Annotated in this window: 19 protein-coding genes and 1 riboswitch; of the genes, 12 read left to right on the top strand and 7 right to left on the bottom strand. The window is 56.5% G+C overall.

All coding sequences use genetic code 11. The features are described 5' to 3' along the window. Positions 1-51 precede the first annotated feature (51 nt). Both cytR and priA read right to left on the bottom strand, forming a co-directional pair. Positions 52-1,083, bottom strand: coding sequence for a DNA-binding transcriptional regulator CytR (cytR, locus tag BBA90_RS06495; RefSeq protein WP_065648451.1), 1,032 nt, complete (start codon positions 1,081-1,083; stop codon positions 52-54). 164 nt (positions 1,084-1,247) lie between these two features. Then, positions 1,248-3,446 (bottom strand): primosomal protein N', encoded by a 2,199-nt coding sequence (priA, locus tag BBA90_RS06500; RefSeq protein WP_065648452.1) that lies wholly within the window; start codon positions 3,444-3,446, stop codon positions 1,248-1,250. A 221-nt stretch (positions 3,447-3,667) separates the two neighbouring features. On the opposite strand from priA, the gene rpmE reads away from it, so the two are divergent. After that, complete coding sequence (gene rpmE / locus BBA90_RS06505) at positions 3,668-3,883, top strand: 50S ribosomal protein L31 (protein WP_039381182.1); 216 nt, start codon at positions 3,668-3,670, stop codon at positions 3,881-3,883. A 73-nt stretch (positions 3,884-3,956) separates the two neighbouring features. Here rpmE and metJ read toward each other — a convergent pair whose 3' ends face one another. Next, on the bottom strand, positions 3,957-4,274 hold the full coding sequence (metJ, locus tag BBA90_RS06510; protein ID WP_065648453.1) for a met regulon transcriptional regulator MetJ: 318 nt from the start codon (positions 4,272-4,274) through the stop codon (positions 3,957-3,959). A 275-nt stretch (positions 4,275-4,549) separates the two neighbouring features. Between metJ and metB the strand changes: the two genes are divergently transcribed. Beyond that, on the top strand, positions 4,550-5,710 hold the full coding sequence (gene metB, locus BBA90_RS06515) for a cystathionine gamma-synthase (protein WP_039381178.1): 1,161 nt from the start codon (positions 4,550-4,552) through the stop codon (positions 5,708-5,710). 2 nt (positions 5,711-5,712) lie between these two features. After that, positions 5,713-8,145 carry a bifunctional aspartate kinase/homoserine dehydrogenase II gene (locus BBA90_RS06520; RefSeq protein WP_065648454.1) on the top strand — a complete coding sequence of 811 codons (2,433 nt, stop codon included), beginning with the start codon at positions 5,713-5,715 and terminating at the stop codon, positions 8,143-8,145. 57 nt (positions 8,146-8,202) lie between these two features. Here the strand turns inward: BBA90_RS06520 and ppc are convergent, their stop codons facing one another. Beyond that, positions 8,203-10,854, bottom strand: coding sequence for a phosphoenolpyruvate carboxylase (gene ppc / locus BBA90_RS06525; protein WP_065648455.1), 2,652 nt, complete (start codon positions 10,852-10,854; stop codon positions 8,203-8,205). Positions 10,855-11,103: 249 nt separating this feature from the next. After that, on the bottom strand, positions 11,104-12,252 hold the full coding sequence (gene argE / locus BBA90_RS06530; protein WP_065648456.1) for an acetylornithine deacetylase: 1,149 nt from the start codon (positions 12,250-12,252) through the stop codon (positions 11,104-11,106). A 164-nt stretch (positions 12,253-12,416) separates the two neighbouring features. On the opposite strand from argE, the gene argC reads away from it, so the two are divergent. From argC to oxyR, 5 genes are all read left to right on the top strand, one after another. Beyond that, positions 12,417-13,421, top strand: coding sequence for an N-acetyl-gamma-glutamyl-phosphate reductase (gene argC, locus BBA90_RS06535; RefSeq protein WP_039381168.1), 1,005 nt, complete (start codon positions 12,417-12,419; stop codon positions 13,419-13,421). A gap of 18 nt (positions 13,422-13,439) precedes the next feature. Next, positions 13,440-14,216 (top strand): acetylglutamate kinase, encoded by a 777-nt coding sequence (gene argB, locus BBA90_RS06540; protein WP_039381166.1) that lies wholly within the window; start codon positions 13,440-13,442, stop codon positions 14,214-14,216. A gap of 14 nt (positions 14,217-14,230) precedes the next feature. Further along, complete coding sequence (locus BBA90_RS06545; RefSeq protein WP_039381164.1) at positions 14,231-15,448, top strand: argininosuccinate synthase; 1,218 nt, start codon at positions 14,231-14,233, stop codon at positions 15,446-15,448. Positions 15,449-15,516: 68 nt separating this feature from the next. Beyond that, the gene (gene argH, locus BBA90_RS06550; RefSeq protein ID WP_065648457.1) at positions 15,517-16,890 is read left to right on the top strand and encodes an argininosuccinate lyase; all 1,374 of its coding nucleotides are present in this window, start codon (positions 15,517-15,519) and stop codon (positions 16,888-16,890) included. Positions 16,891-17,241: 351 nt separating this feature from the next. Further along, positions 17,242-18,159, top strand: coding sequence for a DNA-binding transcriptional regulator OxyR (oxyR, locus tag BBA90_RS06555; protein WP_065648458.1), 918 nt, complete (start codon positions 17,242-17,244; stop codon positions 18,157-18,159). On the opposite strand, the gene sthA is transcribed toward oxyR, so the two are convergent. After that, positions 18,142-19,542 carry a Si-specific NAD(P)(+) transhydrogenase gene (gene sthA / locus BBA90_RS06560; protein WP_039381156.1) on the bottom strand — a complete coding sequence of 467 codons (1,401 nt, stop codon included), beginning with the start codon at positions 19,540-19,542 and terminating at the stop codon, positions 18,142-18,144. The two genes, oxyR and sthA, sit on opposite strands and share 18 nt — an antisense overlap. Positions 19,543-19,735: 193 nt before the next feature. On the opposite strand from sthA, the gene fabR reads away from it, so the two are divergent. Beyond that, complete coding sequence (gene fabR, locus BBA90_RS06565) at positions 19,736-20,380, top strand: HTH-type transcriptional repressor FabR (RefSeq protein WP_065648459.1); 645 nt, start codon at positions 19,736-19,738, stop codon at positions 20,378-20,380. A gap of 18 nt (positions 20,381-20,398) precedes the next feature. Continuing rightward, positions 20,399-20,755 (top strand): YijD family membrane protein, encoded by a 357-nt coding sequence (locus BBA90_RS06570; RefSeq protein ID WP_065648460.1) that lies wholly within the window; start codon positions 20,399-20,401, stop codon positions 20,753-20,755. A gap of 28 nt (positions 20,756-20,783) precedes the next feature. On the opposite strand, the gene trmA is transcribed toward BBA90_RS06570, so the two are convergent. After that, a complete protein-coding gene (gene trmA, locus BBA90_RS06575) occupies positions 20,784-21,887 on the bottom strand; it encodes a tRNA (uridine(54)-C5)-methyltransferase TrmA (protein ID WP_065648461.1) in 1,104 nt (367 codons plus the stop codon). A gap of 113 nt (positions 21,888-22,000) precedes the next feature. After that, a riboswitch (cobalamin riboswitch) is annotated at positions 22,001-22,180 on the top strand. A gap of 69 nt (positions 22,181-22,249) precedes the next feature. Here trmA and btuB point away from each other — a divergent pair. After that, on the top strand, positions 22,250-24,115 hold the full coding sequence (gene btuB, locus BBA90_RS06580; protein WP_065648462.1) for a TonB-dependent vitamin B12 receptor BtuB: 1,866 nt from the start codon (positions 22,250-22,252) through the stop codon (positions 24,113-24,115). Then, positions 24,060-24,911, top strand: a complete 852-nt coding sequence (murI, locus tag BBA90_RS06585) for a glutamate racemase (protein WP_065648463.1) — start codon at positions 24,060-24,062, stop codon at positions 24,909-24,911. The genes btuB and murI overlap by 56 nt, the downstream gene beginning before the upstream one ends. Positions 24,912-25,243: the final 332 nt, after the last annotated feature.

A 25,243-nucleotide genomic window follows, 5' to 3' on the forward strand; every position in this document is an offset into this window, starting at 1 on the left:
CAGACTCTGTCTTCAGAATCTGCTGAAAATGCGCAGTGCGGCACGCATCACCTAACGCTTTTTAGCCGGTGCCGTACTCCCGCGCACGCGCAGTTCTGCATCCAGCAGGCGCGAACCATTATTTACCCGCTTGCCCTGCAGCTCATCCAGCAGCAGCAGCATTGCTTCACGGCCAATGTCAAAGCGGGGCTGCGCCACGGTAGTCAGAGGGGGTTCGTAATAGCGCGCCAGCTCAATATCATCAAAGCCGACGACGGAGAGATCCTGCGGAATGCGCATACCCAGTTTGCGCGCCTGATTCATGGCGCCCAGCGCCATCAGATCGCTGTGGCAGAATATCGCTTCCGGTGGCTGCGGCAGACTCATCAGCTGCTTCAGAGCGCGTGCACCGGCTTCGAAAGAGAAATCGCCACGCACGATAAACGTGGGTTCAACGGGGAGGCTGCTGCGGCGCAGCGCCTGAATATAACCCTGCAGACGATACTGGCTGAGCGGAACCGCTTCCGGCCCGGTAACACAGGCGATACGACGATGTCCGAGCTGCAGCAAATGGTTGACCGCTTCAAACGCAGCGGTCAGGTTGTCAATGTGCACGGTAGGCAGCGCCATCTCCGGCGCAAACTCATTGCCCATGACCATGGGTGGCAGGCTGCGCAGTGCCTCGGGATCGGCGTCAAACGGCAGCTGTGAGCCCAGCAGCACCATGCCATCAATCTGTCGCGTCAGCATCAGATTAAGAAAGGTTTTTTCCTGATGATCCTGATGCGCGCAGTCGCCAATCAGCACCAGATACCCCTGCTGCGCGGCAGTGACCTCTATGCCCCGGATAATTTCACTGAAAAAGGGATCGCAGATATCGGGCACAATCACCAGGATAGTCCGGGTTTCATTGCGTCTGGCATTGCGCGCCAGGCCATGCGCTGCGTAGCCTGTCGCAACGACCGCCTGCTCCACTTTTTGCCGGGTGGCAGCAGACACTTTCTCCGGATTCATCAGCGCCCGGGAAACGGTCGCCGTCGAGACGCCTGCGTGCTCAGCCACATCTTTCATCGTGGCAGCAGATGAAGTTTGCTTCGGGTCCAACGTATTACTCCTGGCATGATACAGCGTACAGTTTGCCTGCAAGGGCCGGTCCTGGCCGGATTGCTCTATTGATAACGCATTGGCGGGCAGGGTTGTTACTTAATTTGCATAAAAACTGTGACTTGTTCGACTTTTTTCGATCTGGCTCGCAGATGCAGGCGCTGTCAACTCTCAACAGGATCGATATCCAGCGTCCATTTCACTTTGCGTGCAGCGGGTAATGTGCTCAGCAGCGGCAGCGAGCTGCCCAATAATTGCTGCAGCCGTTTGCGTGACGGATGCTGCAGCAGCAGCTGCCAGCGCCAGCGGCCGCTGCGCTTGGGTGCCAGCGCCGGTACCGGGCCCATCAGCCAGGTCGCTTCATCTTTCAGCGGGCTCGCCTCCAGCAGATTACGCAGCTGCACGAGAAAAGCGGCAGCCTGCTGATTATCCATATCTTCGGCACGAAACAGCGCGTGGCTGGTCCAGGGCGGCAGCTGCACTGACTGGCGTTCCAGCAGCGTCTGGTCAGCAAACGCAAAGTAGCCGCGATGCAGCAGCGTCTGCAGCAGCGGATGTTCCGGATGGTGCGTCTGCAGCAGCACTTCGCCCTGTTTACCGGCGCGTCCGGCACGACCCGCAACCTGGGTATAGAGCTGCGCGAAACGCTCTGCCGCACGAAAATCAGCAGAGAAGAGCGCGCCGTCAACGTCCAGCAGCGACACCAGGGTAACATCAGGGAAGTGATGGCCTTTTGCCAGCATCTGTGTGCCCACCAGTATTCGCGCACCGCCGCGATGCACATCCGCCAGATGCTGCTCCAGCGCACCTTTCCGGCTGGTGGTATCGCGATCGATGCGCGAGATCGGCACATCCGGAAACAGCGTGCCCAGCTGCTGCTCCAGCTGCTCTGTTCCTACGCCAACCGGCATCAGATGGGTTGATCCGCAGCCGGGGCACTGCAGCGGCAGCGGGCGCTGACTGTCGCAATGATGGCAGCGCAGCTGACGGTGATGCTGATGCAGCGTGTAGTAACTGTCACACCGCTGGCACTCCGCCAGCCAGCCGCAGTCGTGGCACATCAGCGCCGGTGAAAAGCCGCGCCGGTTGAGAAACAGCAGCACCTGATTGTCTGCCTGCAGATGCTGACGCATTTTACTGAGCAGCGCCGGTGCCAGACCGCCTTTAAGCGGTTGTCCTTTAAGATCGATCAACTGCTGCAACGCCGGTTTTGCATTACCGGCGCGTTGGGTGAGGTTGAGCTGCCGGTATTTGCCGACGCGCACGTTATGCAGCGTCTCCAGCGCGGGAGTGGCCGAACCCATCACAATCGGGATGTTCTCTTCATGCGCGCGAAACACCGCCAGATCGCGTGCCTGATAACGCCAGCCCTCCTGCTGTTTATAGGAGCTGTCGTGCTCTTCATCGATAATGATTACGCCGGGCCGCGCCAGCGGGGTGAACAGCGCGGAGCGTGTACCAATGATAATCGCACTTTCGCCGCGCCGGGCGCGCAGCCAGACCGCCAGCCTTTCGCTGTCATTCAGCGCAGAGTGCAGGACATCAATCGGGGCATCAAAGCGTTCACGGAAGCGTGCGATGGTTTGCGGCGTCAGGCCAATCTCCGGCACCAGCACCAGCGCCTGCATACCGCGCGACAGAATGTTTTCCAGAATAGTGAGATAAACCTCGGTCTTACCGGAGCCGGTGATCCCGGCCAGCAGCCACGGAACGTAGCGATCGTCTTCTGCGCGGATCGCACCAACGGCCATGGCCTGATCGGTATTAAGCCGCAGACGCTCGCCTTTAATGGCAAAATGCGTCCGCCAGTCTGCAGTCGGTGGCGCATGTTCGCGCAGCTCGCATAGCCCTTTGGCTCTGAGCGCCTGCAGTGCGGCGTCATTAAAACTCTGTTCGCTCACCTGATGGCGATAGAGTGGTCGCTGACGCAGGGCGGCCAGCGCCTGCTGCTGCTTTGGCGCGCGCTTCAGACTTTCAGCAGCCACTTCACGCCCGGCCTCCGTTATCACCCACTGCCACAGCGGCGCTTCCTGCGCCGGTTTACCCTGGCGGAGCAGAACCGGCAGCGCATGACTCAGCACTTCCCCGACGGGTGAATGGTAGTAACCTGCCGCCCAGTTCAGAATGCGCCATAGCGCGGGCGAAAACAGGCTGCTGTCATCCAGCACCGCGTCTATCGGTTTCAGCTGTTTCAGCGGCAAATCGCTGCTTTCGGCCACACCGGTCACAATGCCAGTCAGCTTACGATTGCCAAAGGGCACGCTGACGCGACTGCCGGTTGCCGGCTGCGAAGCGTCAGCAGGAAGCAGATAATCAAACAGGCGCGGTAGCGGGACGGGCAGGGCAACCTTTACGACGGACATCGCGATCTCTATCCAGTTCTGTAATCAGGGACGGTAGTGTACACGCTGGGGCCGCAGGCGTGTATGGCTGAGCAATGTTTGCCTTGGGCGGTTAAATTCTGTATACTATGCCGCCTTTGGTGAGATGGCTCGCCAGAGATACATATAATGTTCAACCGCGTGTGGTGCTGTGCAGGTTCGCCTGGCATGGAGAGCGACACGGCCTTTTATGAGGTTTTCCCATGAAACAAGGTATTCACCCGAAGTACGAAGCAGTGACCATCACTTGCTCTTGCGGTAACGTGATCAACACCCGTTCTACCATGAACCACGACCTGAACCTGGACGTGTGCGGCAAATGCCACCCGTTCTACACTGGTAAGCAGCGTGTTGTTGACACCGGCGGCCGCGTTGATCGCTTCAACAAGCGTTTCAGCATTCCGGGCAGCAAAAAATAAGATTTATTTGCCGCCGGGTTATCCCGGATGCAAAAGAAAACCCAGCTTCGGCTGGGTTTTTTTATATCAGCGTTTAATATTCCCAGCTATCCGGGTCGATGCCCATTTCACGCATAATCTGCTTCGCTTCTTCCGGGATCTCATCGCTGCGCTCTTTGCGCAGGTCAACGTCATCGGGCAGAGGCTGGCCGGTAAACGCGTGCAAAAAAGCTTCGCACAGCAGCTCACTGTTTGTGGCGTGACGCAGATTGTTAACCTGGCGACGTGTACGCTCGTCGGTTAAAATTTTAAGCACTTTCAGCGGGATAGAAACCGTTATTTTTTTAACCTGCTCGCTTTTTTTACCGTGCTCAGCGTACGGGCTGATATATTCGCCGTTCCATTCAGCCATGAGTTACCTTAATTAATAAAAGTGTTATAGGGGATAATCCGTGGATTATGCCCGATTTTTGTGTGCCTGACCGCCTGCGCCGTGGATTTTGTGCTTCAGCGCGGCGTTAATAAAGCGCATGCGCTGCTCAGCAGGCAATAACGTATAATTTTAGCGGTTATTCGCGTTACGCTCAATCTATACGCAAAGACATTTAGATGTCCAGATGTATTGACGTCTGTTAGCGGAATGTTATCCTGTGGGCACTTTACCCCTCTTCAGGAACAGCAGAGCCCATGACGCGCAAACAGGCAACCATCGCAGTACGCAGCGGTTTGAATGATGACGAGCAGTATGGCTGCGTAGTCCCGCCCATTCACCTCTCCAGCACCTATAATTTTCTCGACTTTAATGAGCCGCGTGCCCATGACTATTCGCGTCGTGGTAATCCGACGCGTGATGTGGTGCAGCGCGCGCTGGCCGAGCTGGAGGGCGGCGCGGGTGCCGTACTGACGAATACCGGCATGTCTGCGATTCATCTGGTTACCACTGTGTTCCTGAAACCTGGCGATCTGCTGATTGCTCCTCACGACTGCTATGGTGGCAGTTATCGCCTGTTTGACAGTCTGAGCAAGCGCGGCGCTTATCGTGTGAAATTTGTCGACCAGGGCGACAGTGCGGCGCTGGCCGCAGCGCTGGCGGAAAAACCAAAGCTGGTGCTGGTGGAAAGTCCGAGCAATCCTCTGCTGCGCGTGGTGGATATTGCGGCAATCTGTCAGGCCGCGCGCGCGGCGGGCGCCGTCAGCGTGGTGGATAACACCTTCCTGAGCCCGGCACTGCAAAATCCGCTCGCTCTGGGGGCTGACCTGGTGATCCACTCCTGCACCAAATACCTCAACGGCCACTCTGATGTGGTAGCCGGTACGGTGATTGCAAAAGATCCGGCCGTTGCCACTGAGCTCGCCTGGTGGGCCAATAACATCGGCGTGACCGGCGCGGCGTTTGACAGCTATCTGCTGCTGCGCGGCCTGCGGACGCTGGCGCCCCGCATGGCGGCCGCCCAGCGTAACGCGCTGGCGATAGTGGACTACCTGAAGCAGCAGCCGCTGGTGAAAAAGCTGTATCATCCTTCTCTGCCGGAAAATGCCGGTCATGAATATGCGCGGCGTCAGCAACGCGGCTTTGGCGCAATGTTAAGCTTCGAGCTGGATGCAGATGAAGCGCGTCTGCGCCGTTTTCTGAAAGCGTTACAGCTGTTTACGCTGGCGGAATCGCTGGGCGGGGTAGAGAGCCTGATTTCACATACGGCCACCATGACACATGCCGGCATGTCCGCGGAAGCGCGTGCGGCCGCCGGGATCTCTGAAACGCTGCTGCGGGTCTCCGTCGGCATTGAAGATCACGAAGATTTAATTGCCGATTTGGATAATGCCTTCCGAATCGCAGCCGGGGAGTAATCATGACCAGTACAGCAGGCGCGGGAACGCCGACGAAGCAGTTGCATAAATTTGGTGGCAGCAGCCTGGCGGATGCCAGCTGCTACCAGCGTGTAGCGGCCATTATGGCTGATTACAGTCAGCCAGGCGATCTGATGGTGGTCTCTGCCGCAGGCAGCACCACGAATCAGCTGATCAGCTGGCTGAAGCTGAGTCAGAGCGATCGCCTCTCTGCGCATCAGGTGCAACAGACGCTTCGCCGCTACCATAGCGATCTGATTGCTGCCCTGCTGCCGGCTGAAGCGGCCGACCGCCTGACCAGCCTCTTTATCCGCGATCTGGAGCGGCTGGCGGCGCTGCTGGATGGCGCGATAACCGAAGCGGTATATGCGGAAGTCGTCGGGCATGGCGAAATCTGGTCAGCGCGCCTGATGGCTGCAGTACTGAGTCAGCGCGATATTGACGCCACCTGGCTGGACGCGCGTGATTTCCTGCGGGCTGAACGCGCCGCTCAGCCACAGGTGGATGAGGGTAAATCCTGGCCGCTGCTGCAGGCGCTGCTGACACAGCATCCGCATAAACGTCTGGTGGTGACCGGGTTTATCAGTCGTAACGAGGCGGGTGAAACCGTGCTGCTGGGCCGCAATGGGTCTGACTATTCTGCCACCCAGATTGGTGCGCTCGCCGGGGCGGGACGCGTCACGATCTGGAGCGATGTGGCCGGCGTCTATAGCGCCGATCCGCGCAAAGTTTCTGATGCCTGCCTGCTGCCGCTGCTGCGACTGGATGAAGCCAGTGAGCTGGCGCGCCTGGCGGCACCGGTACTGCATACGCGTACGCTGCAGCCCGTCTCCAGCAGCGATATCGATTTACAGCTGCGCTGCAGCTATCAGCCTGAGCAGGGATCAACGCGTATTGAGCGTGTGCTTGCTTCCGGCACCGGCGCGCGGATTGTCACCAGTCACGACGATGTCTGTCTGGTGGAGATCCAGCTTTCTGAAGGTCACGACTTTGCCACGCAGCAAAAAGAGATCGATCAGCTGCTGAAGCGTGCCCAGCTGCGTCCGCTGGCAAGCGGCCTGCATCCCGATCGTCGTCTGCTGCAGCTCTGCTATACCGCTGAAGTGGTGAACAGCGCCTTTACGCTGTTACAGGATGCGGCCCTGCCGGGCCATCTGCAGCTGCGCGATGGCATGGCGCTGGTGGCACTGGTAGGCGCCGGCGTAACGCGTAACCCGCTGCACAGCCACCGTTTCTGGCAGCAGATTAAAGATCAGCCGGTTGAGTTTGTCTGGCAGTCAGAAGAGCATATCAGCCTGGTCGCGGTGCTGCGCACAGGGCCGACTGCACATCTGATTCAGGGATTACATCAGTCGCTGTTTCGCGCAGAAAAGCGCATTGGCCTGATGCTGTTTGGAAAGGGCAATATCGGCGCGCGCTGGCTGGAGCTGTTTGCCCGCGAGCAGGAGACCCTCTCCGCCCGCACCGGCTTTGAGTTTGTGCTGGCCGGCGTGGCTGACAGCCGCCGCAGCCTGCTGAGCTACGAAGGGCTGGATGCCAGCCGCACGCTGGCCTTTTTCGATGATGAAGCGCAGACGCTGGATGAGGAGTCACTGTTCCTGTGGATGTGCGCGCATCCGTTTGATGACCTGGTGGTGCTTGACGTGACCGCCAGTGCACCGCTGGCGCAGCAGTATCTCGATTTTGCCAGCCACGGTTTTCACGTGATCAGTGCGAATAAAGTGGCCGGCGCATCAGACAGCCAGAGCTGGCGTCAGATCCGCGATGCATTCGCTAAAACCGGGCGTCACTGGCTTTATAACGCAACGGTGGGTGCCGGTCTGCCGGTTAACCATACGGTACGCGATCTGCGTGAAAGCGGTGACACGATACTCTCTATCAGCGGCATATTCTCCGGCACGCTGTCATGGCTGTTTTTGCAGTTTGACGGCAGCGTTCCCTTTAGCGAGCTGGTGGATCAGGCGTGGCAGCAGGGGCTGACGGAACCCGATCCGCGCGTTGATCTCTCCGGACAGGATGTGAAGCGCAAGCTGGTGATCTTGGCGCGTGAGGCGGGCTATGATATTGAACCGGATCAGGTGCGGGTAGAGTCGCTGGTACCAGCCGACTGCGAAGCAGAATCGGTTGATCACTTTTTTGAAAACGCCGACGAGCTGAATAATCAGATGCTGCAGCGCTATGAAGCGGCGCAGGAGCTGGGCCTGGTGCTGCGCTATGTGGCGCGCTTCGATGCCAGCGGCAAAGCCCGCGTTGGCGTAGAAGCGGTGCGGGCTGAACATCCGCTGGCGGCGCTGCTGCCGTGCGATAACGTTTTTGCTATTGAAAGCCGCTGGTATCGTGATAATCCGCTGGTGATCCGTGGTCCCGGTGCAGGACGCGACGTGACCGCTGGCGCGCTGCAGTCGGATCTGAATCGCCTGGCCCAGCTGCTTTGATTCATCCCGCAGCAACGAGGATTAAAAAAGGAGCCTGAGGCTCCTTTTTTGTCCCGGCTAACCGGTGTTGCGCATGCCGGCGGCCACGCCGGCGATGGTTACCATCAGCGCCTGCTCAACCCGTGCATCCGGTTCGTCACCGCGCGCTTCCTGTGCGCGGGCGCGCTGCAGCAGCTCTGCCTGCAATACGTTCAGGGGATCGGTATACACGTTGCGCAGCGCGATTGATTCGGCGATCCACGGCTGATCCGCCATCAGATGCGCATCATTTGCGATGGTCAGCACCGCTTTAATGTCAGCTTCCAGCTGATCGCGCAGCTGTTTACCCAGCGGCCAGAGTGCTTTGTCGACCAGGCGCTGATCGTAATATTCTGCCAGCCACAGGTCAGCCTTGGAGAAAACCATCTCCAGCATCCCCAGGCGGGTAGAGAAGAATGGCCAGTCGCGGCACATCGTTTCCAGCTGATCCTGGTGCCCTTCATCCATCGCTTTCTGCAGCGCTGCACCGGCGCCGAGCCAGGCTGGCAGCATCAGACGATTTTGCGTCCAGGCGAAGATCCACGGAATGGCGCGCAGGGATTCAACGCCCCCGGTCGGACGACGTTTAGCCGGGCGCGAACCCAGCGGCAGTTTGCCCAGCTCCTGCTCCGGCGTGGCAGAACGGAAGTAGGGGACAAAGTCAGGGTTTTCCCGTACATAGCCACGATACATGGCGCAGGAGTGTGCAGAAAGCCCGTTCATGATCTCCTGCCATTCCTGTGCAGGCTCCGGCGGCGGCATCAGGTTCGCTTCCAGAATGGCCCCGGTATAGAGCGACAGGCTGGCGATGGTGACTTCCGGTAAACCATATTTGAAGCGGATCATCTCGCCCTGTTCAGTCACGCGCAGGCCGCCTTTAAGGCTACCCGGCGGCTGAGAAAGCAGGGCCGCGTGCGCAGGTGCGCCGCCGCGACCGATGGAGCCGCCGCGACCGTGGAACAGCGTCAGAGTAATACCCGCTTTTTCACAGGTCTTGATCAGCGCGTCCTGCGCCTGATATTGCGCCCAGCTGGCGGCCATTACGCCGGCGTCTTTTGCCGAGTCGGAATAGCCAATCATCACCATCTGTTTGCCGTTGATAAAGCCGCGATACCAGTCGATGTTCAGCAGCTGTGTCATCACATCGTTAGCGTTGTTCAGGTCATCCAGCGTTTCAAACAGCGGTGCGACCGGCATGGCATAGGGGATACCCGCCTCTTTCAGCAGCAGATGCACTGCCAGCACGTCAGAAGGGGTCTTAGCCATAGAGATCACGTAGGCCGCGATTGAACCCTGCGGCGCCTCGGCGGCAACTTTACAGGTTTCCAGCACTTCACGCGTGTTGTCGCCGGGCTCCCACTGGCGCGGCAGCAGCGGGCGTTTGGAATTCAGTTCGCGGATCAGAAACGCCTGTTTGTCCGCTTCTGACCAGCTTTCATAGTCGCCAAGACCCAGATAGCGCGTGACTTCAGCCAGCGCTTCGGTATGACGGGTACTCTCCTGGCGGAGATCAATACGCACCAGCGGCACGCCAAAGCACTTCACCCGGCGCAGCGTGTCCAGCAGCTGACCATTGGCGATAATGCTCATGCCGCACTGCTGCAGCGACTGATAAATAGCAAACAGCGGCTGCCAGAGCTGCTCATTGGAGACCAGCAGATCGGCAGGCCGCGGCAGGCGTTCGCCTTTCAGACGCTGCTCCAGATACGCCTGCGTGTTCATCAGCTGGCTGCGCATGCGTTTCAGGATCATACGGTAAGGTTCAATTGCCTCCGGATCGCCGCACAGCACGCGTACCTCGTCGCTGCACTCCGACATCGACAGCTCAGAGATCAGCACACCCACGTCGCGCAGGAAGAGATCGGCTGCTTTCCAGCGGCTCAGCTGCATAACGTGGCGGGTGATGGGGGCCGTCACGTTGGGGTTGCCGTCGCGATCGCCACCCATCCAGGAGGTGAATTTAATCGGCACAAAATCTACCGGCAGCTGAATGCCAAACGTCTCTTCGACCTGTTCATTCAGTTCACGCAGAAACGCGGGGACCCCTTCCCACAGGCTGTTTTCTACGACGGCGAAGCCCCATTTCGCTTCATCAACCGGGGTCGGACGGTATTTGCGGATCTCATCCGTATGCCATGCCTGCGCCACCAGCTGGCGCAGGCGACGCATCACCTGATTGCGCTCATAGTCGGTGATATCGGCATGATCGAGCTGCTCAAGGCAGCTGTTGACTTCACCGAGCTTGTGGATCAGGGTGCGGCGGGTAATTTCAGTGGGATGGGCGGTCAGCACCAGCTCCAGCGACAGCTCTTCAATCGCCTGACGAATAGCCATTTCGCTGAGATCGCCCTGCTGCTTCAGACGTTCAAACGTTTTTTTCAGCAGCTCCGGATGGTTAGCGCCATCGCCGCTGCGTGAAATGGTCTGATACTGTTCAGCCACGTTGGTAAGGTTAAGAAACTGACTAAAGGCGCGGGCCACCGGCAGCAGCTCATCATTAGAAAGGTTCTGCAGCGTTGACAGCAGCTCCCTGCGATGAGAGTCATTTCCTGCACGGGATGACTTAGAGAGTTTGCGGATGGTTTCCACCCGATCGAGAATGTTCTCTCCCAGTGCATCCTTTATCGTATCCCCGAGCAGTTTGCCGAGCATACTGACATTACTTCGCATTGCGGAATATTGTTCGTTCATTTGACCCTGACACCCTTATCGTCTTTTAACCCCCCTGGACCCAACCAGCGGGTATAACATCATCTTTTATCTAGCCACGATTTGTGAACTCCGTCAATTAGCCTGAACTGGCGAAAACAGGTGGCTAACGTGCGGAAAGTGATAAGTTTTATCGGGGAAGAAGAGAGATAAGTTATTCTTATCAGCAAACGCCAGATAATGACGGGGCATTTTGCTGATTAAACAGTGAAATGCCCCGCAGATTATCTATCAGTGACAAAAATGCTGCACAACCTGCGTGATCAGCGCATGAGTGGGCTTAATAAATGCGGTATCGATAAATTCATCTGGCTGATGCGCCTGTTCAATTGAACCCGGCCCCAGCACCAGCGTCGGACAGAGCTGCTGAATAAACGGCGCTTCGGTGCAGTAGTTAACCACTTCCGTCGGCACACCCAGCAGTTTTTCCACCACCGTGACCAGCTCATGGTCAGCCGGACATTCATAGCCCGGGATAGGCGGATGCAGTTCGCTTACGGTCAGACGGCCGGGCCAGCGGGCGCTCACCGGGGCCAGCGCTTCATTCAGTAAGCCATCCAGATCGTTCAGGCTCAGACCCGGCAGCGGCCGGATATCCATATGCAGTTCGCAGCAGGCGCAGATGCGGTTAGCCGCGTCACCGCCATGAATATGACCAAAGTTCATGGTCGGATAAGGAATGGCAAAGCCATCGTGGTGATAGCGCTCTTTCAGGGTATGACGCAGCTTCATCAGTTCTGTAATGGATGCATGCATCAGCTCAATCGCATTCACGCCGCGCGCCGGATCGCTGGAGTGGCCTGACTGACCCTCAATGCGGATAGCGTGTGATAGATGGCCTTTGTGGGCGCGCACGGGTTTGAGCGAGGTCGGCTCACCGATAATGGCGCAGTCGGGGCGCAGCTGTGCAGACTCAGCGAAATATTTTGCACCCGCCATGGTGGTCTCTTCATCGGCGGTCGCCAGCACATAGAGCGGTTTTTTGAGCGTAGTGACGTCAACATCGCGCAGCGCATCGAGAATAAAGGCGAAGAAGCCTTTCATGTCTGCCGTGCCCAGTCCGTAAAGTTTATTGTCATGTTCAGTCAGCACAAAGGGGTCGCGCGTCCAGCGCCCGTCATCAAAGGGCACGGTGTCAGTATGGCCCGCCAGCAGCAGTCCGCCTGCGCCTTCACCGCTGCGTGCCAGCAGGTTGAACTTATGGCGCGTACCCGGTACCGGCTGAACTTCAACGCTGAAGCCCAGATCGCGGAACCAGCCCGCCAGCAAATTGATTAAACTTTCGTTGCTCTGGTCAAGCGCGCTGTCGGTTGCGCTGATTGATGGTGAGGCGATCAACTGGCGGTAGAGTTCGATAAAAGGTGGAATTTTTGACTTCACTGTTGACGGTCCTTAGGTTAGGATGTATCAATATTCATGCACTAATAGTGAATAAAAATACATTAACGTCGTCTGCATGTGAACTGAAAAAGTGCAAACGGCATCGTGGGCAACGGGGCACGGCCGCGACCCGATACGTTGACTGTAAAAAGGTATACAGCCTGATGTTGAATACGCTGATCGTTGGTGCCAGTGGTTATGCTGGCGTAGAGCTTGCCACTTACCTGAATCGCCATCCGCATATGAACATAACCGCTTTAGCGGTTTCAGCGCAAAGCCCGGATGCCGGAAAATTGCTCTCCGATCTCCATCCGCAGCTGAAAGGCATCGTTGATTTGCCGCTGCAGCCGCTGAGCGATCCGGCGGCGTGGGCAGAGAAAGTCGATGTGGTGTTCCTTGCGACGGCGCATGAAGTCAGCCACGATCTGGCGCCTGAATTTCTGAAAGCAGGCTGTGTGGTCTTCGATCTGTCAGGCGCATTCCGGGTCAATGATGAGGCGTTTTACACCCGTTACTACGGCTTCAGTCATCAGCATCAGGCGTGGCTGGATAACGCAGTATATGGTCTGGCTGAGTGGAATCACGAGCGCATTAAAGAAGCGCAGCTGGTGGCAGTGCCTGGATGTTATCCCACGGCGGCACAGCTGGCGCTGAAACCGCTGCTTAAAGCGGATCTGCTGAATGACGCACAGTGGCCGGTTATCAACGCCACCAGCGGCGTCAGCGGAGCCGGGCGCAAAGCCAGCGTCGCGACCAGCTTTTGCGAAGTGAGCCTGCAGCCCTACGGCCTGTTTAACCACCGTCATCATCCGGAAATAGTTGCCCATCTTGGCGCGCCGGTTATTTTTACCCCGCATCTGGGTAATTTTCCCCGCGGTATTCTCGCAACCATCACCTGCCGTCTGAAAGCGGGCATTACGCAGCAGGATGTGACCGATGCGTTTTATGCGGCCTATCACGACAAGCCGCTGGTGCGCCTCTATGACAACGGCGTACCGGCGCTGAAAGCGGTAGTGGGCCTGCCGTTCTGCGATATCGGTTTTGCCGTACAGGATGAGCATCTGATTGTGGTTGCGGCAGAAGATAACCTGCTGAAGGGTGCGTCATCACAGGCGATTCAGTGTCTGAATATTCGTTTCGGTTTCCCTGAAACGCTCTCTCTGATTTAACGGACGGATAACGTAACCATGAGCAATCCACTGATCATTAAACTGGGCGGCGTACTGCTGGATAGCGAAGAAGCACTGGCCCGGCTGTTTGATGCGCTGCTGGCGTATCGTAATGAACATCAGCGTCCGCTGGTGATTGTGCACGGCGGCGGCTGTCTGGTCGACGAACTGATGAAAAAGCTCGCGCTGCCGGTGAAAAAGAAAGATGGCCTGCGCGTTACACCCGCCGATCAAATCGACATTATTACCGGCGCGCTGGCGGGCACTGCGAATAAAACGCTGCTGGCGTGGGCAACCCGTTACGGCATTAATGCTGTCGGGCTGTGTCTGGGCGATGCCGGACTGGTCAGCGTCGCGCAGTTTGATGAAGAGCTGGGGCATGTCGGGCAGGCCACGCCGGGCAACCCTGCGCTGCTGAATACGCTGCTTAATGCAGGCTATATGCCGGTTATCAGCTCAATTGGCATCACTGCCGGCGGAGCGCTGATGAATGTGAATGCCGATCAGGCAGCGACGGCGCTGGCAGCCACTATCGGAGCCGATCTGGTGCTGCTCTCTGACGTCAGCGGCATTCTCGACGGCAAAGGCCAGCGCATCGCTGAAATGACCGCAGCGAAAGCGGAACAGCTGATTGCGCAGGGCATTATTACCGACGGTATGATTGTTAAAGTCAACGCTGCGCTGGATGCGGCACGCACGCTGGGCCGTCCGGTCGATATCGCCAGCTGGCGCCATGCTGAGCAGCTGCCCGACCTTTTCAACGGCGTGTCGATTGGCACCCGGATTCTCGCATAATCAAGGATTAAGACATGAGCACGCAAAACATTAAAAAAATCGTTCTGGCCTACTCAGGCGGCCTCGATACCTCAGCCATCATTCCATGGCTGAAAGAGAACTACGGCGGCTGCGAAGTTGTGGCGTTTGTCGCCAATATTGGTCAGGACCCGGCCGACCTGGAAGGCGTTGAGAAAAAAGCGCTGCAGTCGGGCGCATCTGAATGTCACGTAGTGGATCTGCGTGAAGAGTTCATCAGCGATTACGTCTATCCGGTGCTGCAGACCGGTGCCCTGTATGAAGGCACCTATCTGCTGGGCACGTCAATGGCGCGTCCTATCATTGCTAAAGCGCAGGTTGAACTGGCGCTGAAAGTGGGTGCTGACGCGCTGTGCCACGGCGCAACCGGTAAAGGCAACGACCAGGTGCGTTTCGAAACCACCTATACCGCGCTGGCACCACAGCTTAAAGTTGTTGCGCCATGGCGCGAGTGGGATCTGCGTTCGCGTGAGGCGCTGCTCGACTATCTGAAAGAGCGCAATATCCCGACGACCGCGTCGCTGGAGAAGATCTACAGCCGCGATGAGAACGCGTGGCATATCTCCACCGAAGGTGGCGTGCTGGAAAGTCCGTGGAATGCACCGAATAAAGATTGCTGGGTATGGACCGTGGATCCGCTTGAAGCGCCGGACCAGCCGGAAAATGTCACCGTGACCGTTGAAAAAGGCTGCGTGGTTGCCGTAAACGGCGAGCAGCTGAGCCCGTTCCAGTGCCTGGAAAAACTGAATGTACTGGGTGCAAAACATGGCGTTGGCCGGATCGATATCGTGGAAAACCGTCTGGTCGGCATTAAATCACGCGGCTGCTATGAAACCCCCGGCGGTACTATCATGGTGAACGCACTGCGTGCGGTTGAGCAGCTGGTGCTGGATCGCGACAGCTTCAAATGGCGTGAGCAGCTGGGCCAGGAGATGTCTTACGTGGTTTATGATGGTCGCTGGTTCGCACCGCTGCGCCAGTCTATTCAGGCAGCGGCAGCCTCGCTGGCGGAAGAGGTTAACGGCGAAGTGGTTCTGCAGCTCTACAAAGGTCAGGCAACGGCGATTCAGAAAAAATCTGCTAACAGCCTCTACTCAGAAGAGTTCGCTACCTTTGGTGAAGATGAAGTGTATGACCATCGTCACGCGGGCGGCTTTATTCGCCTGTTCTCCCTCTCTTCACGCATTCGTGCGCTGAACGAGCAGAAGAAGTAAGCACGCAGCAGCAGTTATGCAAGGGCGGCTCAGGCCGCCTTTTTCAACACGATTTCAGGAGCAAGCAGATGGCACTTTGGGGCGGACGGTTTTCGCAGGCAGCAGATCAGCGGTTTAAACAGTTTAATGATTCACTGCGTTTTGATTATCGCCTGGCGGAGCAGGACATCACCGGCTCTGTGGCGTGGTCAAAAGCGCTGGTGACCGTAAACGTTTTAACCCAGGCGGAACAGCAGCAGCTTGAGGCAGCGCTGAACGAACTGCTGGCGGACGTACGTGCTAATCCGTCGCAGATCCTTGAAAGCGATGCAGAAGATATTCACAGCTGGGTCGAGGGCAAACTGATCGATAAGGTCGGCGCGCTGGGTAAAAAGCTGCATACCGGTCGCAGCCGTAACGACCAGGTTGCCACCGATCTGAAGCTCTGGTGTAAAGAGCAGGTTGCCCTGCTGCTGGATGCCACGCGTCAGCTGCAGAGTGCGCTGGTGACAACGGCAGAAGCGAATCAGGATGCCGTCATGCCGGGCTATACGCATCTGCAGCGCGCGCAGCCGGTGACGTTTGCCCACTGGTGTCTGGCGTATACCGAAATGCTGGCGCGTGACGAGAGCCGTCTGCAGGATACGCTGAAGCGGCTGGATGTCAGCCCGCTGGGCTGCGGAGCGCTGGCCGGTACCGCTTATGAGATTGACCGCGAGCAGCTGGCGGGCTGGCTCGGTTTTGCGTCGGCAACGCGTAACAGCCTGGATACCGTATCCGATCGCGATCACGTGCTGGAACTGCTCTCTGATGCGTCAATCGGCATGGTGCACCTGTCGCGCTTTGCGGAAGACCTGATTTTCTTTAATACGGGCGAGGCGGGTTTCGTCGAGCTGTCCGATAAAGTGACGTCAGGCTCATCGCTGATGCCGCAAAAGAAAAACCCTGATGCGCTGGAGCTGATCCGCGGTAAATGCGGCCGTGTACAGGGCGCACTGACCGGCATGATGATGACGCTAAAAGGCCTGCCGCTGGCCTACAACAAAGATATGCAGGAAGATAAAGAGGGGCTGTTTGACGCGCTGGATACCTGGCTCGACTGTCTGCATATGTCAGTGCTGGTTCTGGACGGCATTCAGGTTAAACGTCCGCGTTGTCAGGAAGCCGCTGAGCAGGGCTACGCCAATGCCACCGAGCTGGCAGACTATCTGGTTGCGAAAGGCGTGCCGTTCCGCGAGGCGCACCACATTGTGGGAGAGGCGGTGGTCGCGGCTATCCAGCATGGCGTGGCGCTGGAGGCACTGAGCCTGGCACAGCTGAAACAGTTCAGTGACGTCATTGAAGAGGATGTCTATCCGGTGCTTTCGCTGCAGTCCTGCCTCGAAAAGCGTAACGCGCGCGGCGGTGTTGCACCGCAGCAGGTCGCCCTGGCAATCCGTGAAGCACAGGCGCGCCTGCAATAGCTAATTCCGGCCGCTGCCGCTGGTTTGATGCGCCATAAAAAAAGCGGGCTTTATAAAAAAGCCCGCTAACCTCTGGCTTCGGAATTGCATATTTTTATAGGCACATCATCAGTGTACCGGCACTCCCCGCCAGCACAGTGATTGGGTTCAGCAAAACAGATTTGCTGCATAAAAAGCGTTTTTTATAAAAGCGTTCAGGCCCGGCACACGTTCAGCAAATAAATAAATTTCTCCACAAATGCATGGGCTTAAATCAGTGAGCGCTATTATTCCCGTGCATGTCTTGATAGGGCCAATCGTTCGTTGCTATTCTATCTATCGCCACGGGCTATCGTGGTTTGGAGGATATTAATGAACATTCGCGATCTCGAGTATCTGGTTTCACTTGCGGAACACCGCCATTTTCGCCGCGCCGCTGATGCCTGTCATGTCAGTCAGCCGACCCTGAGCGGGCAGATCCGTAAGCTGGAAGATGAACTGGGCGTCATGCTGCTGGAACGTACCAGCCGTAAAGTATTGTTCACCCAGGCAGGATTGCTGCTGGTTGATCAGGCGCGAACCGTACTGCGTGAGGTTAAGGTCCTGAAAGAGATGGCCAGCCAGCAGGGTGAAGCGATGTCCGGACCGCTGCATATCGGGCTGATCCCCACGACCGGCCCCTATCTGCTGCCCAATATTATTCCTATGCTGCATCAGACTTTCCCAAAGCTGGAGATGTATCTGCATGAAGCACAGACTCAGCAACTGCTGGCACAGCTCGACAGCGGGAAACTCGACTGCGCTATTCTGGCGCTGGTTAAAGAGAGTGAAGCCTTTATTGAAGTGCCGCTGTTTGATGAGCCCATGAAGCTGGCGGTCTACCAGGATCACCCGTGGCACGATCGCGATCGCGTCCCGATGTCCGATCTGGCGGGTGAAAAACTGCTGATGCTGGAAGATGGTCACTGCCTGCGCGATCAGGCGATGGGCTTCTGCTTTGAGGCGGGCGCTGATGAAGATACCCATTTCCGCGCCACCAGTCTGGAAACGCTGCGTAATATGGTGGCGGCCGGCAGCGGCATTACGCTACTGCCTTCGCTGGCGGTGCCTAAAGAGCGCGTGCGCGACGGCGTCTGCTATCTGCCCTGTTATAAACCGGTGCCGCAGCGCACTATCGCGCTGGTTTACCGGCCGGGTTCGCCTCTGCGCAGCCGCTATGAGCAGCTGGCAGAAGCAATCAAAACCCATATGCAGGGCCATTTTGACGCCGCGTTAAAACAGGCGGTTTAATCCGTTCAGCGCGGCTACACGATAGGCTTCAGCCATGGTGGGGTAGTTAAAGGTGGTATTCACGAAGTACTCAATCGTGTTACCGCCGTTTTTCTGCTCCATAATGGCCTGGCCGATGTGAATGATCTCCGCCGCGCGCTCACCAAAGCAGTGGATCCCCAGAATCTCTTTTGTCTCGCGGTGAAACAGGATTTTCAGGCTGCCGACGTGCATGCCAACAATCTGCGCGCGTGCCAGATGCTTAAACTGCGCACGGCCTACTTCATAAGGCACTTTCATTGCGGTCAGCTGCTGCTCTGTTTTTCCGACTGAACTGATTTCAGGGATGGTATAGATACCGGTCGGGATATCTTCGATCAGATGCGCACTCGCTTCACCTTTGATGATCGCCTGAGCGGCAATGCGTCCCTGATCGTAAGCGGCGGAAGCCAGACTCGGATAGCCAATCACATCGCCCACGGCATAAATGTGCGGCTGCGCGGTCTGATACATGCTGTTAACTTTCAGCAGGCCGCGTCCATCGGCTTCCAGACCCACGTTCTCCAGCGAAAGCGAGTCGGTATTCCCGGTCCGGCCATTGGCATACAGCAGACAATCCGCTTTCACTTTTTTGCCTGACTTCAGATGCATAATCACGCCATCACTGACGCCTTCGATCTTCTCAAATTCCTCGTTGTGACGGATCACCACGCCGCTGTTCCAGAAGTGGTAAGAGAGAGAGTCGGACATCTCCTGATCGAGAAACGCCAGCAGACGATCGCGGGTGTTAATGAGATCGACCTTGACGTTAAGACCCCGGAAGATAGAGGCGTATTCACAACCAATGACGCCGGCACCATAGATAATCACATGACCCGGTTCATGATGCAGGTTCAGAATGGAGTCGGAATCGTAAATGCGCGGATGCGTAAAGTCGACGTCGGCCGGATGGTAGGGACGTGAGCCGCAGGCAATGACAAATTTTTCTGCCGTCAGCTGCTCGCGAGTGCCATCAGGCTGCTCCACCTCTATCGTGTTGGCATCCACAAAGTGCGCGTCGCCCTGATAGAGTTCGCAGCGGTTGCGCTCATAAAAACCCTGGCGCATGGCAGTCTGCTGGCTGATAACGTTCTCGGTGTGATTGAGTATGTCAGCGAACGAAGAGCGGAGAAGACGGGTGTGATCGCTGTAGAGCGGGTTCTGATTAAATTCAATGATGCGGCTGACAGCATGACGCAGCGCTTTGGAGGGAATGGTTCCCCAGTGTGTACAACCGCCGCCAATGTTGTGGTAGCGTTCGATCACTGCGATGCGCGCTCCCTGCTTGACCAGCCCCATCGCCGCACCTTCGCCGCCCGGACCGGAGCCAATCACAATGGCATCGTAATCGTAAGACTTTTGCATACCAGTACGTCCTATTCTTCTATACATTTTTACAACGAGATTCTAACATCTCGCCGCGCACATCTGAATTCTAACAGTGAAAAATGCAGAAGTTTGACAATCAGTGAGGTTAACAGGCGGTGACAAAGTTTGCCCGGCTGTACGCTGAAAAGTTTGTTATAGTGAGCGCCTGATTACTCACAAGGCCGCAAAAATGGGCGTTCGGGCGCAACAAAAAGAACGTACAAGACGTTCGCTGATTGAAGCTGCATTCAGTCAGCTTAGTGCAGAAAGGAGTTTTGCCAGCCTGAGTTTACGCGAAGTGGCACGTGAAGCCGGCATTGCCCCTACCTCATTCTATCGTCATTTCCGTGATGTGGATGAGCTTGGACTGACCATGGTTGATGAGAGCGGGCTGATGCTGCGCCAGCTGATGCGCCAGGCGCGTCAGCGTATCGCGAAAGGTGGCAGCATCATTAAAACGTCGGTGGCAACCTTTATGGAGTTCATCGGCAACAACCCGAATGCGTTTCGGCTTCTGCTGCGTGAACGCTCCGGCACGTCTGCCGCCTTCCGCGCCGCTGTTGCCCGTGAGATTCAGCATTTTATTGCAGAACTGGCTGACTATCTGGAGCTGGAAAGCCGCATGCCGCGCAGCTTTACCGAAGCGCAGGCTGAAGCAATGGTGACCATTGTTTTTAGCGCCGGTGCTGAAGCGCTGGATGTGGATCCTGACCAGCGGCGTAAGCTGGAAGAGCGGCTGGTACTGCAGCTGCGTATGATCGCCAAAGGCGCCTACTACTGGTATCGCCGGGAACAAGAACGGCTGGCGGTAACCCTGGAAATCCCTGAAAAGTAACGTGATAAGGATAATGAAATGATTGAGCAGCATCCTCGTGATAAAGGAACGTTATTACTGGCTTTTATCACTGGTTTAGCAATCAATGGCTCCTTTTCGGCGCTGTTCAGTACCTTTGTGCCGTTTTCCATTTTTCCGCTGATAGCGCTTGGGCTGTCAGCATGGTGCCTGCATCAGCGTTATCTTAATCGCAATATGCCGGACGGCATGCCGTCACTGGCCGCGGCATTTTTCCTGCTGGGCATCCTGGTTTACAGCGCCATGGTGCGTGCAGAATATCCGGATATCGGCTCAAACTTCATTCCTGTCATTCTGATGGTGGCGCTGGTGTTCTGGATTGGCACGCGTTTCCGTCGCGCCAGAAGCCGGCAGTAATAAAAAGGGAACCCGCGGGTTCCCTTTTTTATGCTTTACGCGTCAGCACCACGCCGCATTCCATATGGTGGGTATAGGGGAACTGATCGAACAGCGCCAGCCGCTCAATCTGATGCGTGCCTGACAGTACAGCCAGATTGTCGCACAGCGTCTGCGGATTACAGGAGATGTACAGAATGCGCGGATACGCCTGCACCATTTTTACCGTTTCATCATCCAGCCCGCTGCGTGGCGGATCGACAAAAATGGTCTCGCACTGATAGCTGCTGAGATCGATGCCTTCCAGCCGGTTAAAGGTGCGCACGCCGTTCATGGCTTGTGTAAATTCCTCTGCCGCCATACGAATAATCTGCACGTTATCGATCTGGTTCACGGCGATATTGTACTGGGCCGACGCCACCGAAGGTTTGGCAATCTCCGTTGCCAGCACGCGACGGAAATTACGCGCCAGCGCCAGCGAAAAGTTGCCGTTGCCGCAGTAAAGCTCCAGCAGATCGCCCCGCGACTGCTGCGTAACATCCAGCGCCCACTCCAGCATCTGAATGTTCATGGCAGCATTAGGCTGGGTAAAGCTGTTTTCCACCTGGCGGTAAATCATCTCTTTGCCCGCCACCGGCAGGCGCTCATCCACGTAGTCGCGATCCAGACAAATTTTGGTTTTGGTGGCGCGTCCAATCAGCTGCACGTCAAATCCTTTGGCGCGCAGCTGGTCACGCAGTGTGCTGGCGGCGGCATGCCACTCTTCTCCCAGCTTGCGATGATAGAGCAGCGAGATCACTATCTGGTTGCTCATCGTGGAGAGATAATCGATCTGGAATAGCTTGAAGCGCAGCACCTGATTATCGCGTATCGCTGCCATCATTTCAGGCATCATCTGGTTAATCAGTTCGCTGGCGGCCGGGAAGCTGTCCACGCGAATGCGCTGTTTGGTCCCCTGGTCGAAGATGATGTGATAGAGGTCGTCACCGTCGTGCCAGATGCGAAACTCGGCGCGCATACGGTAGTGACTGACCGGCGATCGGAACACCTCCACGTCAGGCGCGGTGAAAGGGGTCATCATCGCCTCTAAACGGCTGACTTTTTCAGCGAGTTGCGCGTCATACTGGTCAATCGGGAGCTGTTCGGGTGTCATCTTCAATCCTGGTAATAAGCCTGCTTGCCGGGCGATTGTAGGCATTCAACTGCTGATGTCCAGCCCAACCGAATGTCAGAAAGCGGGAGGGGTGGATCGGCAGCGGGCTTAACCGTAGACTGCGGCCGCCGGCCTCATTGAGTTAAAAGGGAATCCAGTGCAAATCTGGAGCTGACGCGCAGCGGTAAAAGAATGTCATGGTGATCGCCCAGGCAGACACTGTCCTGACGGACGGGAAGTCTTCACCATTTATGATTCTCAGCCCGAAGACCTGCCGGTGTATCGTCGCAAACGCTGAGATCATCGCGTGCTATCGATCTCAGGCCTGCGGCATCCGGCCCGATCTTTTGGATGCTACAACAATGAAAATAACGTCTGCATCGCTGTTCGCCCTGAGTGCAACAGCGCTGTCGCTCTGGGCGCCCTCTGGCTATGCCCGGCAAAATGATAACACGCAGCTTGTCACCGCTAACCGCTTTCAGCAGCCGGTCAGCAGCGTGCTGGCACCGGGTGAGGTGATCACGCGGGAAGATATCGATCGCTGGCAGGCTAAATCGCTGACAGATGTCATGCGGCGCCTGCCGGGTGTGGATATTGCGCAAAACGGCGGTCCGGGCCAGACCAGTTACATCTATATCCGCGGTGCGGAAGCGCGCCATACGCTGGTGTTAATCGATGGTATTCCGCTGGCGAAGTCGGGGATCACCGGGATCGCTGACTTTAGCCAGATTCCGCTGGCGTTGATTCAGCGTATTGAGCTGATCCGCGGACCACGCTCCGCCGTTTACGGCGCCGATGCCATTGGTGGTGTGATTAACATAATCACTGAGAACAGCGAGCCAGGCGGACAGATAACGGCGGGCCTCGGTTCAAATCGCTATCAGCAGTATGACGCTGCACTGCGACAAAAGGTGGGTGAAGATACGCTGGTAACCGCAGCGGGAGCCTTTCAGTCGACGCGCGGCTACAACATCCAGCCACAGTCGGCTTACGCGGTTGATGGCGATCGCGATGGCTTTCGCAGTAAAACATTCTGGGCCGGTGTGAATCACCGTTTCAGCGACAGTTTATCCGCCTTCTTTCGCGGCTATGGCTACGGTAATAATAGTGCGTATGATGCAGGCTATCAGGACGGCAGTGATAAACGGCAGGTTTATAATCACACCTATGAAGGTGGCATGAAGTTCAGTGAGGAGCGCTACTCTTCAGAATTGACCTACAGCTACCAGCGTTATAAAGACTATAACTATGCCAGCACGCTTGGCCTTTATGGTCCCGGCACGTCGCTGGATGATATGAGCCAGCGCAATCTGCAGTGGGGTAATAGTGTCGCCATGGCAAATGGCACACTCAGCGCCGGCATCGACTGGCAGCAGCAAAAACTGGTGTCCCGCGATCGGTTCAATGCCGACAGCTATAGGCGTAATAACACCGGTTACTACCTGACCACGCAGCAGCAGTTCGATACGATTACGCTGGAAGGCGCCCTGCGCGGTGACGACAACAATCAGTTTGGCTGGAACGGCACGTGGCAGGCGGCAGCGGGATGGGCGTTTATGCCTGATTATCGCCTGATTGTCTCCTACGGCACCGCATTTCAGGCGCCTACGCTGGGGCAGATGTATGGACAGAGTCGTCTGTTTATCGCGTCCAACCCTGCTCTCCGGGCTGAGAAGTCACATCAAATTGAAACCGGTATTGAAGGACTTAGCGGGCCGGTGGAGTGGCACCTCTACGTTTATCAAAATAAGATCAATAACCTGATTGACTACAGAGCCGATGAAAACTTTGTTGGTACGTATTACAACGTACAGTCAGCGACGATAAAAGGCGTTGAGTGGAGCGGCAGTGCGGATACCGGCATCTTTACTCACCGCATTACGCTGCAGTATATCGATCCGCGCCGCGATCAGGATAATGAGGTGCTGGCACACCGCTCCCGTCAGCAATATAAGTATCAGCTCGACTGGACAGCACTGGATGTTAATTTCGATCTCGCCTGGCAATATTTTGGTAAAAGCTACAACAACAATACCAACCAGTACGCAGCGACACAGCGGCGCATGCCAGGTTATACCCTGGTCGATTTCGCAGCTGCGTATCCGGTCACGTCTCATCTGACAGTTCGTGGTAAAATTGCCAATCTGTTGGATAAGGATTATGAGACGGTTTATGGCTATCGCACCCCTGGACGAGAATACTACCTTAGCGCCAGCTACAGCTTCTGATCTCCGTCCCACCGTGCTGGTTTTTGACTCCGGCGTAGGTGGGCTCTCCGTCTATGATGAAGTCCGGCAGTTGCTGCCGGACCTGCACTATCTCTATGCTTTCGATAACGAAGGGTTTCCCTATGGTGAAAAAACGGAAACGTATATCGTTGAACGCGTAGTGGCAGTGGTCACGGCCATCACACAGCGTTTTCCGCTCGCATTAGTCATTATTGCCTGCAACTCCGCCAGCACCGTCTCTTTACCGGCGCTGCGCGAACGGTTTGCATTTCCGGTCGTCGGCGTAGTGCCGGCAATCAAACCGGCAGCGCGTCTGACACGGAATGGAGTGGTTGGACTGCTGGCAACACGGGGAACGGTAAAGCGTCCTTATACTCATGAACTGGTCAAACAGTTCGCCCGGGAATGCACTATTGAGATGCTGGGCTCCGCTGAGCTGGTTGAACTGGCAGAAGCGAAGCTGCATGGGGAACCAGTATCACTGGATGATGTACGCCGGGCAGTGCAGCCCTGGCTGCGTATGAAAGAGCCGCCAGATACGGTTGTACTGGGCTGCACCCATTTTCCACTGCTTCGCGATGAACTGCAGCAGGTCCTGCCGGACGGCACCCGGCTGGTGGATTCCGGTGCCGCTATAGCGAGGCGTACCGTCTGGCTGCTTGAGCATGAGGCGCCTGATGCGGCCGCTGCTGGCAGCAACATTGCATTTTGTACATCTATGGATGAAGAGGCTGTGCAATTATCAGGCGTTTTACAGCGTTATGGCTTTCCGCTGCTCGAAAAACTGGCGGTTTAAGACGGTTTCGCTGAAAAAATCAGCACTCGGAAAATAATTCGAAATTAGCACTTGTCAGCCCGGAAGAACTCCCTATAATGCGCCTCCACTGACACGGCACAACGGCTTACGAAGCGTCGCGTTAAGCAGGTGGCTTTTACAGCAACCTTCAGAAAAGCAAAAATAAATGCTTGACTGAAAATGCGGAAAGCGTAATATACGCATCCCGCGCCGCTTGAGAAATCGCGGCACTGCTCTTTAACAATTTATCAGACAATCTGTGTGGGCACTCGCAGGATTGATATCACAAGCCTACGGGCTTTAAAAAATATCAAGTCTTTGCTGAGTGAACA

The sequence above is a fragment of the Pantoea eucrina genome, assembly GCF_001691555.1.
GTDB lineage: Bacteria > Pseudomonadota > Gammaproteobacteria > Enterobacterales > Enterobacteriaceae > Pantoea > Pantoea borealis.